At 49.9% G+C, this 12,714-nt stretch carries 16 protein-coding genes; 6 read left to right on the top strand and 10 right to left on the bottom strand.

Going from position 1 to position 12,714, the window contains the following annotated elements; genetic code table 11:
- The first annotated feature begins 114 nt into the window (after positions 1–114).
- On the top strand, positions 115–468 hold the full coding sequence (locus B2M23_RS21285) for a hypothetical protein (RefSeq protein WP_038354208.1): 354 nt from the start codon (positions 115–117) through the stop codon (positions 466–468).
- Here B2M23_RS21285 and B2M23_RS14580 read toward each other — a convergent pair.
- The 7 genes from B2M23_RS14580 to B2M23_RS14550 all read right to left on the bottom strand — a co-directional run bounded on the left by B2M23_RS14580 (position 446) and on the right by B2M23_RS14550 (position 4,566).
- Positions 446–817: a hypothetical protein gene (locus tag B2M23_RS14580; protein WP_038354209.1), complete on the bottom strand. Its 372-nt coding sequence runs from the start codon at positions 815–817 to the stop codon at positions 446–448. The two genes, B2M23_RS21285 and B2M23_RS14580, sit on opposite strands and share 23 nt — an antisense overlap.
- A gap of 147 nt (positions 818–964) precedes the next feature.
- Positions 965–1,678, bottom strand: coding sequence for a LytR/AlgR family response regulator transcription factor (locus B2M23_RS14575; protein ID WP_038354210.1), 714 nt, complete (start codon positions 1,676–1,678; stop codon positions 965–967).
- Between the two features lie 614 nt (positions 1,679–2,292).
- Positions 2,293–2,505: a helix-turn-helix domain-containing protein gene (locus B2M23_RS14570; protein ID WP_242945806.1), complete on the bottom strand. Its 213-nt coding sequence runs from the start codon at positions 2,503–2,505 to the stop codon at positions 2,293–2,295.
- A complete protein-coding gene (locus B2M23_RS14565; protein WP_038354212.1) occupies positions 2,495–2,935 on the bottom strand; it encodes an RNA polymerase sigma factor in 441 nt (146 codons plus the stop codon). Before B2M23_RS14565 ends, B2M23_RS14570 begins: the two co-directional genes overlap by 11 nt.
- A gap of 383 nt (positions 2,936–3,318) precedes the next feature.
- Positions 3,319–3,504 (bottom strand): hypothetical protein, encoded by a 186-nt coding sequence (locus B2M23_RS14560; protein ID WP_038354245.1) that lies wholly within the window; start codon positions 3,502–3,504, stop codon positions 3,319–3,321.
- Positions 3,505–3,506: 2 nt separating this feature from the next.
- A complete protein-coding gene (locus B2M23_RS14555; protein WP_242945805.1) occupies positions 3,507–4,118 on the bottom strand; it encodes a hypothetical protein in 612 nt (203 codons plus the stop codon).
- A gap of 76 nt (positions 4,119–4,194) precedes the next feature.
- On the bottom strand, positions 4,195–4,566 hold the full coding sequence (locus B2M23_RS14550) for a hypothetical protein (RefSeq protein WP_038354214.1): 372 nt from the start codon (positions 4,564–4,566) through the stop codon (positions 4,195–4,197).
- 138 nt (positions 4,567–4,704) lie between these two features.
- Between B2M23_RS14550 and B2M23_RS14545 the strand changes: the two genes are divergently transcribed.
- The 4 genes from B2M23_RS14545 to B2M23_RS14530 all read left to right on the top strand — a co-directional run bounded on the left by B2M23_RS14545 (position 4,705) and on the right by B2M23_RS14530 (position 7,827).
- On the top strand, positions 4,705–5,229 hold the full coding sequence (locus B2M23_RS14545; RefSeq protein ID WP_038354215.1) for a TetR/AcrR family transcriptional regulator: 525 nt from the start codon (positions 4,705–4,707) through the stop codon (positions 5,227–5,229).
- Positions 5,230–5,444: 215 nt separating this feature from the next.
- Positions 5,445–5,786 carry a MobC family plasmid mobilization relaxosome protein gene (locus B2M23_RS14540; protein WP_038354216.1) on the top strand — a complete coding sequence of 114 codons (342 nt, stop codon included), beginning with the start codon at positions 5,445–5,447 and terminating at the stop codon, positions 5,784–5,786.
- Between the two features lie 129 nt (positions 5,787–5,915).
- Positions 5,916–6,173: a hypothetical protein gene (locus B2M23_RS14535; RefSeq protein WP_038354217.1), complete on the top strand. Its 258-nt coding sequence runs from the start codon at positions 5,916–5,918 to the stop codon at positions 6,171–6,173.
- Positions 6,174–6,177: 4 nt separating this feature from the next.
- Positions 6,178–7,827 (top strand): recombinase family protein, encoded by a 1,650-nt coding sequence (locus B2M23_RS14530; RefSeq protein ID WP_038354218.1) that lies wholly within the window; start codon positions 6,178–6,180, stop codon positions 7,825–7,827.
- 77 nt (positions 7,828–7,904) lie between these two features.
- Here B2M23_RS14530 and B2M23_RS14525 read toward each other — a convergent pair whose 3' ends face one another.
- The 3 genes from B2M23_RS14525 to B2M23_RS14515 all read right to left on the bottom strand — a co-directional run bounded on the left by B2M23_RS14525 (position 7,905) and on the right by B2M23_RS14515 (position 11,369).
- Positions 7,905–9,299 (bottom strand): uroporphyrinogen decarboxylase family protein, encoded by a 1,395-nt coding sequence (locus tag B2M23_RS14525; protein ID WP_038354219.1) that lies wholly within the window; start codon positions 9,297–9,299, stop codon positions 7,905–7,907.
- Positions 9,300–9,317: 18 nt separating this feature from the next.
- Positions 9,318–10,517 carry an MFS transporter gene (locus B2M23_RS14520; RefSeq protein WP_038354220.1) on the bottom strand — a complete coding sequence of 400 codons (1,200 nt, stop codon included), beginning with the start codon at positions 10,515–10,517 and terminating at the stop codon, positions 9,318–9,320.
- Between the two features lie 189 nt (positions 10,518–10,706).
- Positions 10,707–11,369, bottom strand: a complete 663-nt coding sequence (locus B2M23_RS14515) for a Crp/Fnr family transcriptional regulator (protein WP_038354221.1) — start codon at positions 11,367–11,369, stop codon at positions 10,707–10,709.
- 306 nt (positions 11,370–11,675) lie between these two features.
- On the opposite strand from B2M23_RS14515, the gene B2M23_RS20965 reads away from it, so the two are divergent.
- Positions 11,676–12,041 carry a hypothetical protein gene (locus B2M23_RS20965; protein WP_146209119.1) on the top strand — a complete coding sequence of 122 codons (366 nt, stop codon included), beginning with the start codon at positions 11,676–11,678 and terminating at the stop codon, positions 12,039–12,041.
- Positions 12,042–12,714 lie beyond the last annotated feature (673 nt).

Here is a 12,714-nt window from a genome sequence, read left to right as displayed (position 1 = left end):
GCCAATGCCGGATGGCGAAATGGGGACGATTGGGGAATTTGGCGGAAATCGGGAGGGGCGGAGATGATGTGAAAGGCTGGCTGGAAAATCTTAAAAATTGAAAATTGAAAATGAATGAACGCTTTTACGGTCGTAAAAGCGATTGAAACAGCGGCCTGCGGCCGCAAATCCATTCAAAATGCGCAGCATTTTGTTCCTCTAATTCTCCATTCTCAATTTTCCACTCTCCACTCTCCATTTCATTCAAAAAAGCGTCCCCCTTTTTCAAAAAATTTAGGGGACGCTTTTATCCTTTGTTTAAAGGGCCTGTCTTTTTCAGATCTGGTTGCGGGCCTGCCACTCTGCCCGGACGGCGCGGGCGCGGCGGACGGCAGTGCTTACGGCAGCGCGGGCGGGGCTGGCCAGGTCGGCGTAAAAGCCCTTGTCCAGCAGCAGGCGGTTTCCCTCAAAGCAAAGGCCCATAAATAAATAAATCCAGATTTATGAACCCATAAACCCAGTCTTTTTTGTGGCCTGCGCCTTGCCGCTTCCCCCGCACCTTGACGGCGAAGAAATACCGGCCGCCGTGAATGTGCATGGGACCCATGTTGCTGCCGATTTTCAGCAGCCCGGCGATTTCTTTTTTCATATCCTCATAGTTTGTGGAAAAGTGCCGGCAGAACGCTGGCATGACGCGGTCGATGGTGCTCTCCACCTCCCGCACGCTCCGGTCGCGGTACACGACCCTCGTGAGGTCCTCCCCGTCCCTGTAAAAGGGCAGAATGAGCATGGGCTCACAGTCAAACAGCTGTCGTCTGATCTTATCTGTCAGATTCATTGCCTTCCTCCTGGCATAAAAAAACCGCTTAGCACGCGGGAACCGTTATCGGTTCTGTCTCTATGCTAAGCGATATATCACAGGCGAAACAACATAACGGTGACGAGCCGCCTGTTTTTAATGATGAATCCGCTTTATATCCGTATTTTATGAATAATTTCTGCGATCGCAGTATTGCTTAAAGGCTAACATAACATCTTTTTTAAAGCTTGTTTTGACTGGGAGCGTTTCGCCGTCTGCCAGGACCACCTCCCCGGCGCCGCACACGCGCACATGGAGCAGGTTGACAACGCATCCCCGGCTGATCTGCACAAAGCCGTCGTCCGAAAGCCTGCGGAGCGCTTCCTTGAGGGACATGCTGACAAAATCGGTGGTGCTCCCGCAGACCAGGCGGATGTCGATAAAATTGCCATTGCTCAGGATATAGGCAATCTCGGAGATGCCGCAGGCGTTCAGGCAGCCGTCCCGGCGGTAGGCGAAGCGTTTGGGGCTGTTCAGGTACGCTTCCTCTATCTCGTCCCAGAGGACGTCTGCCGCCCCGGGCATCAGGGGCTTTTCCAGAAAGCGGAAAGCCTCCACCCGGAAGGCCTTAATGGCGTGCTCAGGAGTGTCGCTCAGAAACAGGATGAGGGCGCGGCTGTGCTGCTCCCGGATGCGGGCCGCGGCCGCGAGCCCGTCGCTCCCGTTGACGCAGGTGTCCATGACGATCACATCCTGGGGCTCTTTCTCCATATCCCGGACGAGCTGGTCGCAGCTTTCACAAATCCTGAGGGTATCCCTTCCCCTGATAACATGCTTTTTGAACAGCTCAGCAGTCTCCTCGGCGTGCTTCCGGCTGCCGTCGCAAATAACAATTTTCATTTCTTCACTCCTTCCAAATTCCGCTTCCGGCGGTTAGGTAAAGTCATCTCATTTATAAAAATAAATTTTTTTTACCATTACGGATAATTATACATGAATATACGAAAAAATGCCACTATTTTTTTTGCATTTAAACACTTTTATTAGTAAAATAACGTGAATTGATCTTTTAGCGGGTCTGGAGGGGGAAATGTTTTTTATCCGCTAAAAAAAGACGACCTGCCAAAAGGCAACAGCCTATAAGGAAGGATTGAGAACAAACTAACTTAACGGCTGACAAACAGGTTGCTGCGAAAGACGAGCGAGAAGCATAACGCTTTTTGCTCGTCTTTTCTATGCCTTTAACACGCTGCCATACAGGAATTTGTTACGCAGTAGAACGTCATTTTGAGGGGTATGAATATAAAACCCTTACCATGCCCTTATCACGCCTGCCATGCCGCATAAATTAAGCACTTTTCATGCCCTACCGCGTAACATCCCATAATGAATTGAGGGCGCAAGCGGTCTATCCGTTTGCGCCCTCTTGATTACCAAACAGCAAGGACATGAAAAGCCGTCAAGGGCGGGCACAGCCCGTTCATCTTGACCCTTGACGGCTTTTCGCGGCTTTGCTACTTATGCGGTGGCTGGTAGTCCAGTCGGAACTTCAAAACCGCCATAAGCAACTTCTCGTTTAATCGCTCTGTCATATCGGCGTTTCCTCGGCTTAGTCTGCCTATGTAGGCTTTGTGCCGTTCCTGTACCGCAAGGAGCGCGGCGGTATTGCTTGCGATTGCCCTTTCAATCACTTCATAGGGAACAAGGTTGTATTTACTATTCATCATTATTCGTCTTCTCCATTTCTTTCCGCAACTGTTTCAAGGCAGCGTTTTCCTGATAGTTGACCGTTGTGCGCGGCTTTCCCAATAACGCCGCAATTTGCTTATCCCGTAATTGCAGATAATAGCGCATAAGGATAATTTCCCGCCAACCTTCCGATAGGCATAATAAGGCTTTTGCTAACTTTTCGCTGCCAACAATTACCGTCTGTTCGTTGACTACAAAGGCAGTCGGCTTGTCCTGCAAGACAAAGTTTTCGTCCATGCTGTGCGGCGCAAAAGGCGTGTTCTCTTGCAGATATTCATAGGATATTTCATGCTGTATTTTGCGTGTCCTTTCTCTGTAATAATTGCAGGCTTCATTGTGCAATACGGCTTTGCAAAAGGCATGAAAGCGGCGCTCAACACGCTCTTTGTATTCTCTGGATAACATCATTCTCACCCCCTTTCCGTTTGGAATGGGGGCTATAACAAAAACCGCCTGTGCAGCACGAAACTGAACAGGCGGTTATGCTATATGATGTAACAAAGCATATATGATGATGTGTGTATTCCTCTTGATAGCCGCAATATCCCGTAGACAGGAACGGACTTTTTTTGATAAGCAGTCGTTAGGCGGCATGGAGCAACTATAAAAGAACATGGTGATACCCCCTTGATACCGCCATATCCTTAAAAAAGGGTGACTTTATTACACCCACCTTGTTTTGCTTTTGAAAAAGAAAAACGGCGGCTTTGATTTTTTATTACAAAGCCGCCGTTTATATCAAGTTACGCAAGGCAACAGACCTAAACGCAGCTTATCATTTTGAGAGTAAACTATTCGCCCTTAAGACGCTTCTTCGCTTCCTCTACTGTCTCGCCCTCCTTTGTTAAGTAGCGGTCAACAAAAGTGTCCTCAATTTTTGTATATCCGCCCACAACGGTACCTTCAATCTTTTCGTAAGTGCCTACTACCTTTTCTGCTATCTTTTCATTCACCTTTACAAGTTTTGATTTTGCCATTTTCATTTATCCTTTCTATTTTTCACTAATAATGTAATTCCCAGCCCAAGCACGAATAGACAAACAGCCGCGCCGGTTGCTATGTTTAGGATATGTTTATTTGCGTCGTTCATTGACCCAAAGGACACGAGCATTGACCGTTGTAAGGTCAAGACTGACACCGCGACTTCGGCATACCCAATACTGCGTATTGTGGCAAGCAATGGCGAGGGATTGTTTCGTTGCTTAACTGCCCTTATGATTGCCATTGCGATTTTCCCAAAGGTATAGGTTGCGATCGTAATCATAATGATTTCATCATATTTCGCAGCGTTATTCTGCGATAAGCTGATATAGATTACGCCTGTTAAAACAACGCTTAACACCGTAAGCATAATGCCGGAGAACTTCATCACGAAAAACTCTGTTTGAAAAGAAACCGTATCGTCGTTTTTCCGTTCACACAGAATAGCGGAAAAGCGCATTGTGCCTAAAATGATATAATAAGCGCACGTCGCGGCAAACCACAGGGATTGATTGAAGACTCCAAGTATGCCATTATAGATTGCGTACAGCAGATTAAAGAAGAAGCCAAATGTTGCGGCAAAAATTACCCTGTATCGTTGTTCATTCATAAGCCGATTTCCGATTTTCGTTTTTTGGGCAATTCTGAACAGTTTTTGCTTCATCTTTATACACCGCTTTATCTGCTTATTCCTTGATACCCTTTGTCAAAGGGATAAGGCAAAGCAGCACGACAATTCCAATCAGCCCAATCACAATCCCCATAACCATTTTGCCCCACACCATACTGAAGCACATACCCACACCGAGAGCCAACGCACCGACAACGCCAACAATAACCGTCAGTACGGTTTTTCCGGAAAAATGGATGGGCGCTTTATGCTCCATTTTGCGCCAGATAATCAGCGCAATCAGACCAAGAAGCAAACCGACACAACCGAATATGACACCCGGCCGAAACGCCCCCCATTCTGAAATCAACGCCATGCACATTCCAAGTGCAAAAAACACGCCGCTAACCGTTCCTAATACCATTGCTACAAAACTGCTTTTTTTCATATATCAGTACCTCCATGTTTATTATTAAAGCAACTGTTGTTGTTTTAATCTAATTATAGTATAATGAATACAGGAGAGAGAAAACAATCATCAATTTTGATACAGATGTTGGGATAATAAAAAGAGAGGTTGCAAACTATGAATACAAAAAATAACCGGCGGCGGAGAGCGTCCATAGAACGCATAGAGAAAGTATTTATTGAATTGCTGCAAACAAAAGAATTGCAGGAAATCACCGTTTCAGATATTTGTAAACTATGCGAACTAAACAGAAGCACTTTTTATGCCAATTTCATTGATATTTATGACCTTGCGGATAAAGTGAGAGAGCATTTAGAAGAAGAAGTAAACCGTCTTTATGAAGCGGAAAAAACGCAGGGATTTAACAGCAATGACTATCTAAAGCTGTTCCGTCATATCAAAGAAAATCAGTTGTTCTACCGCACCTATTTCAAACTCGGATACGACAATCAATTTAAGTTGGAATATTATGATATTCACCAAGCACAGAGGGATTTTGATGACAAACATATCGCATACCACGCTGAATTTTTCAGGTGCGGTTTTAACGCGATTGTTAAAATGTGGCTTGCCGGCGGCTGCAAAGAAACGCCGGAGGAAATGGACGGTATTATCCGTAGCGAATACAAAGGACGCGGATAGTTTGAATAGAGCAAAGCCCCCACTCTTTCGCCTTGAAAGAGCGGGGGCTTTCTATTTTGGACGTTGTTGAGAAAGATTAAAATATTTGCTGAAAATCTTTGGCATTTTTCAATTTTCTCCGTATTAAGAAGTGAGAAAACCTTTTTGAAAATTTTCTCAAAACTTTGGCAAAATCGCCTTGCGCGGCGTTGTAGGTAGTGAAAGGAGCAATGCGAATGGAAAAGAGAAAACGGAACGTGCAAATCATTGTGCGGGTAACAGAGGAAGAACGGGCATTGATTGAGGAAAAGATGAAGCAGATACCGACCATGAACCTATCCGCCTATTCCCGCAAAATGCTCATAGACGGGTACATTATTCTGCTTGACCTGCCGGAGATAAAAGTGCATACGGTGCAGCTTCAGAAAATCGGCGTCAACGTTAATCAGATTGCAAAGCGTATCAATGAAGCAGGGCGTATTTCTGCCGACGACATGGACGAGGTAAAGCGGCTCATGGAAGAAGTATGGAGATTGGAACGCCGGCTGCTTCTGCAATTCAAGGGGCTTGTAAAATGAGGGTATGGGATACTTCCCAAGAAGCAAAAATGGGCGGCGGCAGACGGTCATTTTACGGGAACGGCTATCCGTTCCCTATGCTTGCTACGAAACTGTAAATCTCTATTTCAAAGGAAAGGACGAAAAGGAATGGAACGGGAAAGAAAACAGGACGAAAGCGAATACTTACCAAAACGGGGCAATCCGCTGAACGAAACGGTCTATTACAAAATCGGCGGCACTATCTTTGAAATTGAAACCTCCTGCGGCGGCTCTGAATTGCTGTGTGACAAAATGGAACGGTTGATAAAATCGGAAACCGTCACATCGCCTACTGACAAGGACAGGAAAGTCCGCTATAATAAAGACAGCAACCAGTTTGTCGGGCGTTCATTACAGGAGGAATGAACATATGACGAATACAAATTATCCCGACAACATTACCGCTTTATATGCCCGTTTAAGCCAAGAGGACGCATTGGACGGGGAGAGTAATTCCATAGCCAACCAGAAGAAAATCCTGCTCAAGTACGCCAAAGACAATGGCTTTCCAAACCTTTTGTTTTTCATCGACGACGGAGTATCTGGAGTAACTTTCGATAGACCCGGCTGGAATGAGATGATACGCCTTGCGGAGAGTGGCAAGGTCAAAACGGTCATCGTCAAGGATATGTCCAGAATGGGGCGCGATTATCTGAAAGTCGGCTACTACACGGAAAGTTTCTTTGCCGAGAGGGATATTCGCTATATCGCTATCAACGACGGCGTAGACAGCGACAAGGGCGACAACGATTTTACCCCTTTCCGCAATCTGTTCAACGATTTTTACGCACGAGATACGAGCAAGAAAATCCGCGCCGTTATGAGGGCAAAGGGCAACTCCGGCGAACACCTTTGCACCAACCCGCCCTACGGGTATAGGAAAAACCCGGAGGACAAAAAGAAATGGATTGTGGACGAGGAAGCCGCCGAAGTAGTCAAGCGGATTTTTGCGCTGTGCGTGGACGGGAAAGGGCCTATGCAGATTGCAAAGCTGCTGACCGCCGACAAGGTTTTGACCGTCAAGGCGCACTATGCAAAACGCGACGGAAAAGCCATACCGGATAAGCCGTACCAATGGAGCGCAAAGTCTGTTGCAGGGATATTAGAGCGTCCCGAATACACCGGCTGTACGGTCAATTTCAAGACCTATTCCAAATCCCACAAGCTGAAAAAGCGGCTGAACAACACGCCCGAAAATTACCGTATCTTTCCCAACACCCAACCGACTATCATTGATGAAAAGGTGTTTGAGAGAGTGCAGGAATTGAGGGAAAACAAACGCCGCCCCGCCAAGCAAGCGGAACGGCAAGGGCTTTTCTCCGGGCTGCTGTACTGCGCCGATTGTGGGAACAAACTGCATTTTGCAACAGGGAAGAACATGACCCCGGAGCAGGATTGCTACCGCTGTGCAAGGTATAAGAGCAACACGGGCGACTGCACCATGCACTACATACGGGAAGAAACATTGAAGTTGTTCGTTTTACGCAGGATATTCGATGTAACGGCGATGTTCATAGACAACGCCGATGATTTCCGCCGGGTGGTGCAAAAGCAGCGTTTCGAGGAAATGGAAAAGGCGGTAAAGCGGCGCAAGAAAGAGTTGGAACAGGCAAAGAAGCGGATAGCGGAACTCGACCGTATTTTCAAGCGTATCTATGAGGACGACGTAACGGGCGCAATCAGCCATGAGCGTTTTTTGAAGCTGTCCGCCGAGTATGAAGCGGAGCAAAAGGAACTGATAGGGTTTGTCAAGACAGAGCAAGCCGCCGTTGATACCTACGAGCAGGACAGAGCAGACTTTGACAGCTTTGCCGCCGTTATCCGCAAGTATGTGGGTATCAAGGAACTGACGCCTACCATCGTCAATGAGTTTGTAAAGAAGATAATCGTCCATGCTCCCGACAAGTCCAGCGGACACCGCCGCCAAAAGGTGGAGATTGTTTGGAACTTCATCGGCACATTGGAACAGGACGAAAATACGCGGACGCTTGAACGGCAAAGAAAAAGCAGAACGGCATAGCCTTTCGACTATGCCGTTCCACTAAAACGAATTTACTTCCTTATGAGTGCTACGCTAAACGGCACGTCGTCTTTTTCTTATACCAGCAGGTCCATGATCCCGTCAAAGAACTGCTTGCTGTATTTTTCTACCCTTGGCCGGGCGCTTTCCGGGGCCAGGGGGTTTTCTTTTTTAAATTCCTCCCAGGTCAGCAGGTACTTCGATTTTACGGGCTTCATGATATCCGGGTCAAAGGTGAAGCCCTCGCTGTTCAGGGGCATGCCAAAGGGCTGTCCGGGGTTTTCGCAGGTGCCGTACTCGTGTACGAACGCTGCCACCGCCATATAGTTTTCCAGGTTAATATCGCCCAGGGTCAGCGGGTCCTTGTCAAAGCCAAAGACATAGCCGCCGCCGGGCATCATGATGTCCAGAAGCTCCTTGGCCTTGTCAATACATTCCTGGCGTGTGCCCTGCTTGATGAGTGAGATCGGGTACAGGCCGTGGAGGATAAACTTGTCGCCCAGCTTGTCCTTGATGGCTTTTGGGTCGCCGTATTCAAACATGAGGTGGGTGCCAGCAGGCAGCTCACGCAGGTGGTCGAGGTAGCGGGACCAGTCGTCCTCGCAGAAGGCCATGACCCGCACGCCCTTGCTGGCGAACTGTTCCAGCATGGTCTTGTAGGTTGGGAGCCACAGCGCTTCAAAGTCTTTTTCTCGCATAAAGGTCGGCATGTGCAGCGGGGTAATCACACTGCCCTCAGGATGAGGCGCTTCGGGCAGGCCCCAGTAAAACATCAGGGGCAGCACGGCCTCGCAGGCTTCCCTGAGCTGGGCGCGGTGGCGGCGGATATCCATGCTCACGCCGCTGAAGCTGCGCAGCTGGTCGGCGATGAAATCAAAGGGCGCCTCGCAGAAGCCTGAGGAGCCCAGGGGCGCGCCGGGATAGTAGCCCTTGGTCTCAATGAGCTCCATAAACCAGGGCAATGACGCCAGGGTGTCCTCCTCCAGAGCTTTCTGGGCCATGTTAAAGCGCTGCATGGCCTTGACCGGCTCATTTTTAAAGTCCAGATTCTGGTACTGTCTCGGGATCACCTTGTCCACCAGAAAGGTGAAGGGGTCCTCGATGAGCTGGGGGTATTCGTCATCGTTCATGCCGGTTACCTCAGGGTGCTGCACGAAGCCGTTTTTGCCCATGACAAAGGACTGGGAGCCCAGGAGCTGATAGAGCAGCGGCGTGCGGCCAGTGGTCAGGTTGACTGGAAAGCTGATACAGCCATCCGAATAAACCTGGTCGGCCAGGGCCAGCACCGGCTCACGCAGGCGGCTGTAATCGTACTGGAAATCAAAAGGGTTCTGCTGCCCATACTCGGCCATAAGGTGAAAGGGCAGGACCATGGACAGGGGTACCTTTTTGGGCATCCGGTTCTGATAAAAATCGCTGAAATCCTTGCAGCGTTGTTCCTGTAATTCTTTGACGGATTGATTGTTATTCATATTTTTTCTCCCTCTATTTTATTTAGAAATCGCTTTTCTGCCGAACTCGGGCAGAAAAAAGACCGTTACGATGGACATGCACACGCACAGGCCGCAGAGCAGGTAGTACAGGGTCATGTTTCCCCCTGCCAGCGGTGTCAGGACATAGGTGGGCAGCAGCACAACGCCCAGCAGCTGGATGGTGGTGACAAAGCCGCCGGCCGTACCGCCGTACAGGGGCCCGATTTCCTTAATCTGGACTGGAATGGGCATGAGCAGCGGTACCATGCCGCTGAGGCAGGCGCCGGTTAAAAACAGGCTGGCGATGAGCAGCGGCCCCTCGGGCGCCCGCCAGGCAAAGGCTGAGCCCACTGCGGCAAGGATGGCGCAGGCGGCCAGAACGGGTTTGTTCTTCCCCAGCCGGTTGGCGATAAAGGGCACTGCCAGGCAGCCGCAGAGATTGCCGATGGTCATAAAGGAGGCCATCACACCAGCCTGCACGGCGTCGATGCCGCGCTCGGCAAGGGCGGTGGGCAAAAAGGCGTTCATGGCTGTGGCGCTGGTGATAATGCCCATAAGGCAGAAGGCCGTCAGCCAGACATGTTTGTTCCGGACAACGATCCTCATGGCCTCTGCGATTGTGGCCCTGGGCAGCTCTGCTGCCCCGGCGCCGGCCTCCTGTTTCGGGTCTCTGGCAAAGACAAGCCACAGGATCAGGGCCGCCAGGCTGATGCCGGCCGCAAACACAAAGGCGCTGCTGACAGACGAAAAAAGGCTGGTGGTGCCCATGGCCACTGCCATCGCCAGTGTGGCCGAGGCCTGAAAGATGCTCATCATGGTCACGTTTTTCTCAGGCGGAAAGTAGCTGCCGATAAACTTGGCCCCGTTGGCGTTCAGGAGCGTGGCCCCGATCCCGGTCATGAACATAAACACCACCAGGGTGCCGTAGCTGCCGGCAAAGATCCGCAGGCAGGTGCCCAGGGCGGTGAAGCCCAGGCCGACGCCTACCACCCGCTTTAAGCCAAAGCGGTCTGCCAGTATCCCGGCGACCAGGCTCAGAAAAATGGCCGGCATCATGACGGCTGTAAAAATACTGCTGAACTGAGACGGCGTCATGCTGAACATTTCCATGAGCTGGGACGCCAGGGGCGACAGCTGGTACTGGGAATAGTTTGGCGAAAAATTGGCGACACAGGCCGCAAACAGAATGAACCCCGCTAAATACTTTGTTTTTTTCATTTTCCCCTCATTTTGGAACAGAAGATCTTCTTAAAACACAATCTCTTTTATTTTCCGAATTTACTGGCCAAACTAAATTTAGAACGATGATTGTATTTTCTATGGGCATTATAGCACGTAAAAAAAGACCCTTTTGTCTCATATGAGACATAAAGGATCTTTTTTTCAAAATTTTCTAGTTTTTTATGATTAATCGTCTTTAATCTCGCTGTATTCGCGCACTTTTTCAATATTTTTTATGATTATCCGGTTTCTTCCGGTTTCCAGGGCGCCCTCCTCCCGCAGTTTTTTCAGGTAGCGGGCTGTATTGGACCGGGTGACGCCTATGTGGGAGGAAATATCCTCCTGGGTACAGAACAGGACCTCCCCTGGGGTTTCCTCGTAGGTGCGGAGCAGGAAACGGCTGAGCACCTGCATGCCGGACAGGTAGATCCGGTCGGACAGCTCGCCCAGAATCTGGTTGAGCATGCGGTTATAGCACCGGTACATGGCCCGGTTAAAGCTGGCGCTGCCGTTGACGCAGCGGTCCATGACTTCTGGCGCCAGGGTCAGCAGCACCGTATCTGTATCGGCCACAAAGCTGGTGGCCATTTCAAAGACTGAAGCGCTTGGGCAGTACAGTGGAAAAAGCGCGCCTTTGCCATAATAGGTGAGCACCGTGCGGACATTGCCTGTCTCGTGAAAATAAAAAGAGCGGACTGCCCCCTCCAAAACGTAAAAATAACGGTCGAACACGTCGCCGGCGCCGTTGAGCACCTCGCCCTTTTTGCGCCGGATGATCCCATGCTCCTCCCCCATCAGAAAATCCTCAAACTCCGAAAAATCATCATTGATAAAATCTGGTTTATCCATGAGCCCCTCCCTCTCTGCGTTGCAGTGTTTATTTTATTATAGCAGAAAGAGGGTGGAATGGATACGGGGAGATACGGGGTGCGAGTCGCGAGGCTCTGCCTTTCATCCAGACAAAGAAAAGTGTCCAGGCGATGGGATAACGGCCAGGTGTCGTTCTCATTTTTCAGCACAGCCGGACATCCGTAAGAGAAGTCTTTTGCGCTAGAAAGGCTCCAGTCAACTGTAACTAGAGTCTCCGTAGGACGACTTTTTCTGCTTAGGTAAGCGGCTCCGCCTCTTTGCTTCTCCAAAACCTGAAAAGGTGCTGTGCCCAAAAGCACGCTATCTTCCCAAGAGCCGAAGCTCCACACGCCACCTCTCCCTCAAAAAGACGAAGCGCTTTTTGCACACACCACCATCCTAAGAGGCGAAGCCATTCACCTAAGCAAAGAAAAGCTGTCCTGCGGCCACTGCCCTATCCGCTTTGATCAAACAATCCTAAATCAGACGCCGGATCTCATCGGTGACCGGCTGTTCCCTCCAACGTTCGCGATTCCTGGCCGTACTCGCCAGCGCCTGGACGTTTTTTCCTGTCTGGATGAACAGCGCAGCCTCGCAGCTCGCCACTCACCAAAAAAGATGAAGCGCTTTTTGCACACACCACCACACCAAGAGGCGAAGCTGTTCACCTAAGCAGAAAAAACAGTCCTGCGGCCACTGCACGGCCAACTTTGATCAAACAATCCTAAATCAGACGCCGGATCTCATCGGTGACCGGCTGTTCCCTCCAACGTCCGCGATTCCTGGCCGTACTCGCCAGCGCCTGGACGTTTTTTCCTGTCTGGATGAACGGCGCAGCCTCGCAGCTCTCCACTCACCAAAAAAGATGAAGCGCTTTTTGCGCACACCACCACCCCAAGAGGCGAAGCTGTTCACCTAAGCAGAAAAAACAGTCCTGCGGCCACTGCACGGCCAACTTTGATCAAACAATCCTAAATCAGACGCCGGATCTCATCGGTGACCGGCTGTTCCCTCCAACACCCGCGATTCCTGGCCGTACTCGCCAGCGCCTGGACGTTTTTTCCTGTCTGGATGAACGGCGCAGCCTCGCAGCTCTCCACTCACCAAAAAAGATGAAGCGCTTTTTGCGCACACCACCACCCCAAGAGGCGAAGCTGTTCACCTAAGCAGAAAAAACAGTCCTGCGGCCACTGCACGGCCAACTTTGATCAAACAATCCTAAATCAGACGCCGGATCTCATCGGTGACCGGCTGTTCCCTCCAACGTCCACAATTCCAGATCGTACTCGCCAGCGCCAGGACGTTTTTCTCTGTCTGGATGAACAGCGCAGCCTCGCAGCTCGCC

This window comes from Eubacterium limosum (assembly GCF_000807675.2).
GTDB classification, from domain to species: Bacteria; Bacillota; Clostridia; order Eubacteriales; family Eubacteriaceae; genus Eubacterium; species Eubacterium limosum.
This window is presented reverse-complemented; position numbering and strand designations above follow the sequence as displayed.

Bases quoted from the DNA above. Each gene is read 5' to 3' on its own strand.
- B2M23_RS14560 (WP_038354245.1), bottom strand. From the start codon at position 3,504: ATGGCAAAATCAAAACTTGTAAAGGTGAATGAAAAGATAGCAGAAAAG.
- B2M23_RS14570 (WP_242945806.1), bottom strand. From the start codon at position 2,505: ATGATGAATAGTAAATACAACCTTGTTCCCTATGAAGTGATTGAAAGG.
- B2M23_RS14545 (WP_038354215.1), top strand. From the start codon at position 4,705: ATGAATACAAAAAATAACCGGCGGCGGAGAGCGTCCATAGAACGCATA.
- B2M23_RS14565 (WP_038354212.1), bottom strand. From the start codon at position 2,935: ATGATGTTATCCAGAGAATACAAAGAGCGTGTTGAGCGCCGCTTTCAT.
- B2M23_RS14550 (WP_038354214.1), bottom strand. From the start codon at position 4,566: ATGAAAAAAAGCAGTTTTGTAGCAATGGTATTAGGAACGGTTAGCGGC.
- B2M23_RS14575 (WP_038354210.1), bottom strand. From the start codon at position 1,678: ATGAAAATTGTTATTTGCGACGGCAGCCGGAAGCACGCCGAGGAGACT.
- B2M23_RS14540 (WP_038354216.1), top strand. From the start codon at position 5,445: ATGGAAAAGAGAAAACGGAACGTGCAAATCATTGTGCGGGTAACAGAG.
- B2M23_RS14580 (WP_038354209.1), bottom strand. From the start codon at position 817: ATGAATCTGACAGATAAGATCAGACGACAGCTGTTTGACTGTGAGCCC.
- B2M23_RS14555 (WP_242945805.1), bottom strand. From the start codon at position 4,118: ATGAATGAACAACGATACAGGGTAATTTTTGCCGCAACATTTGGCTTC.
- B2M23_RS14535 (WP_038354217.1), top strand. From the start codon at position 5,916: ATGGAACGGGAAAGAAAACAGGACGAAAGCGAATACTTACCAAAACGG.
- B2M23_RS14525 (WP_038354219.1), bottom strand. From the start codon at position 9,299: ATGAATAACAATCAATCCGTCAAAGAATTACAGGAACAACGCTGCAAG.
- B2M23_RS14530 (WP_038354218.1), top strand. From the start codon at position 6,178: ATGACGAATACAAATTATCCCGACAACATTACCGCTTTATATGCCCGT.
- B2M23_RS14520 (WP_038354220.1), bottom strand. From the start codon at position 10,517: ATGAAAAAAACAAAGTATTTAGCGGGGTTCATTCTGTTTGCGGCCTGT.
- B2M23_RS21285 (WP_038354208.1), top strand. From the start codon at position 115: ATGAACGCTTTTACGGTCGTAAAAGCGATTGAAACAGCGGCCTGCGGC.
- B2M23_RS14515 (WP_038354221.1), bottom strand. From the start codon at position 11,369: ATGGATAAACCAGATTTTATCAATGATGATTTTTCGGAGTTTGAGGAT.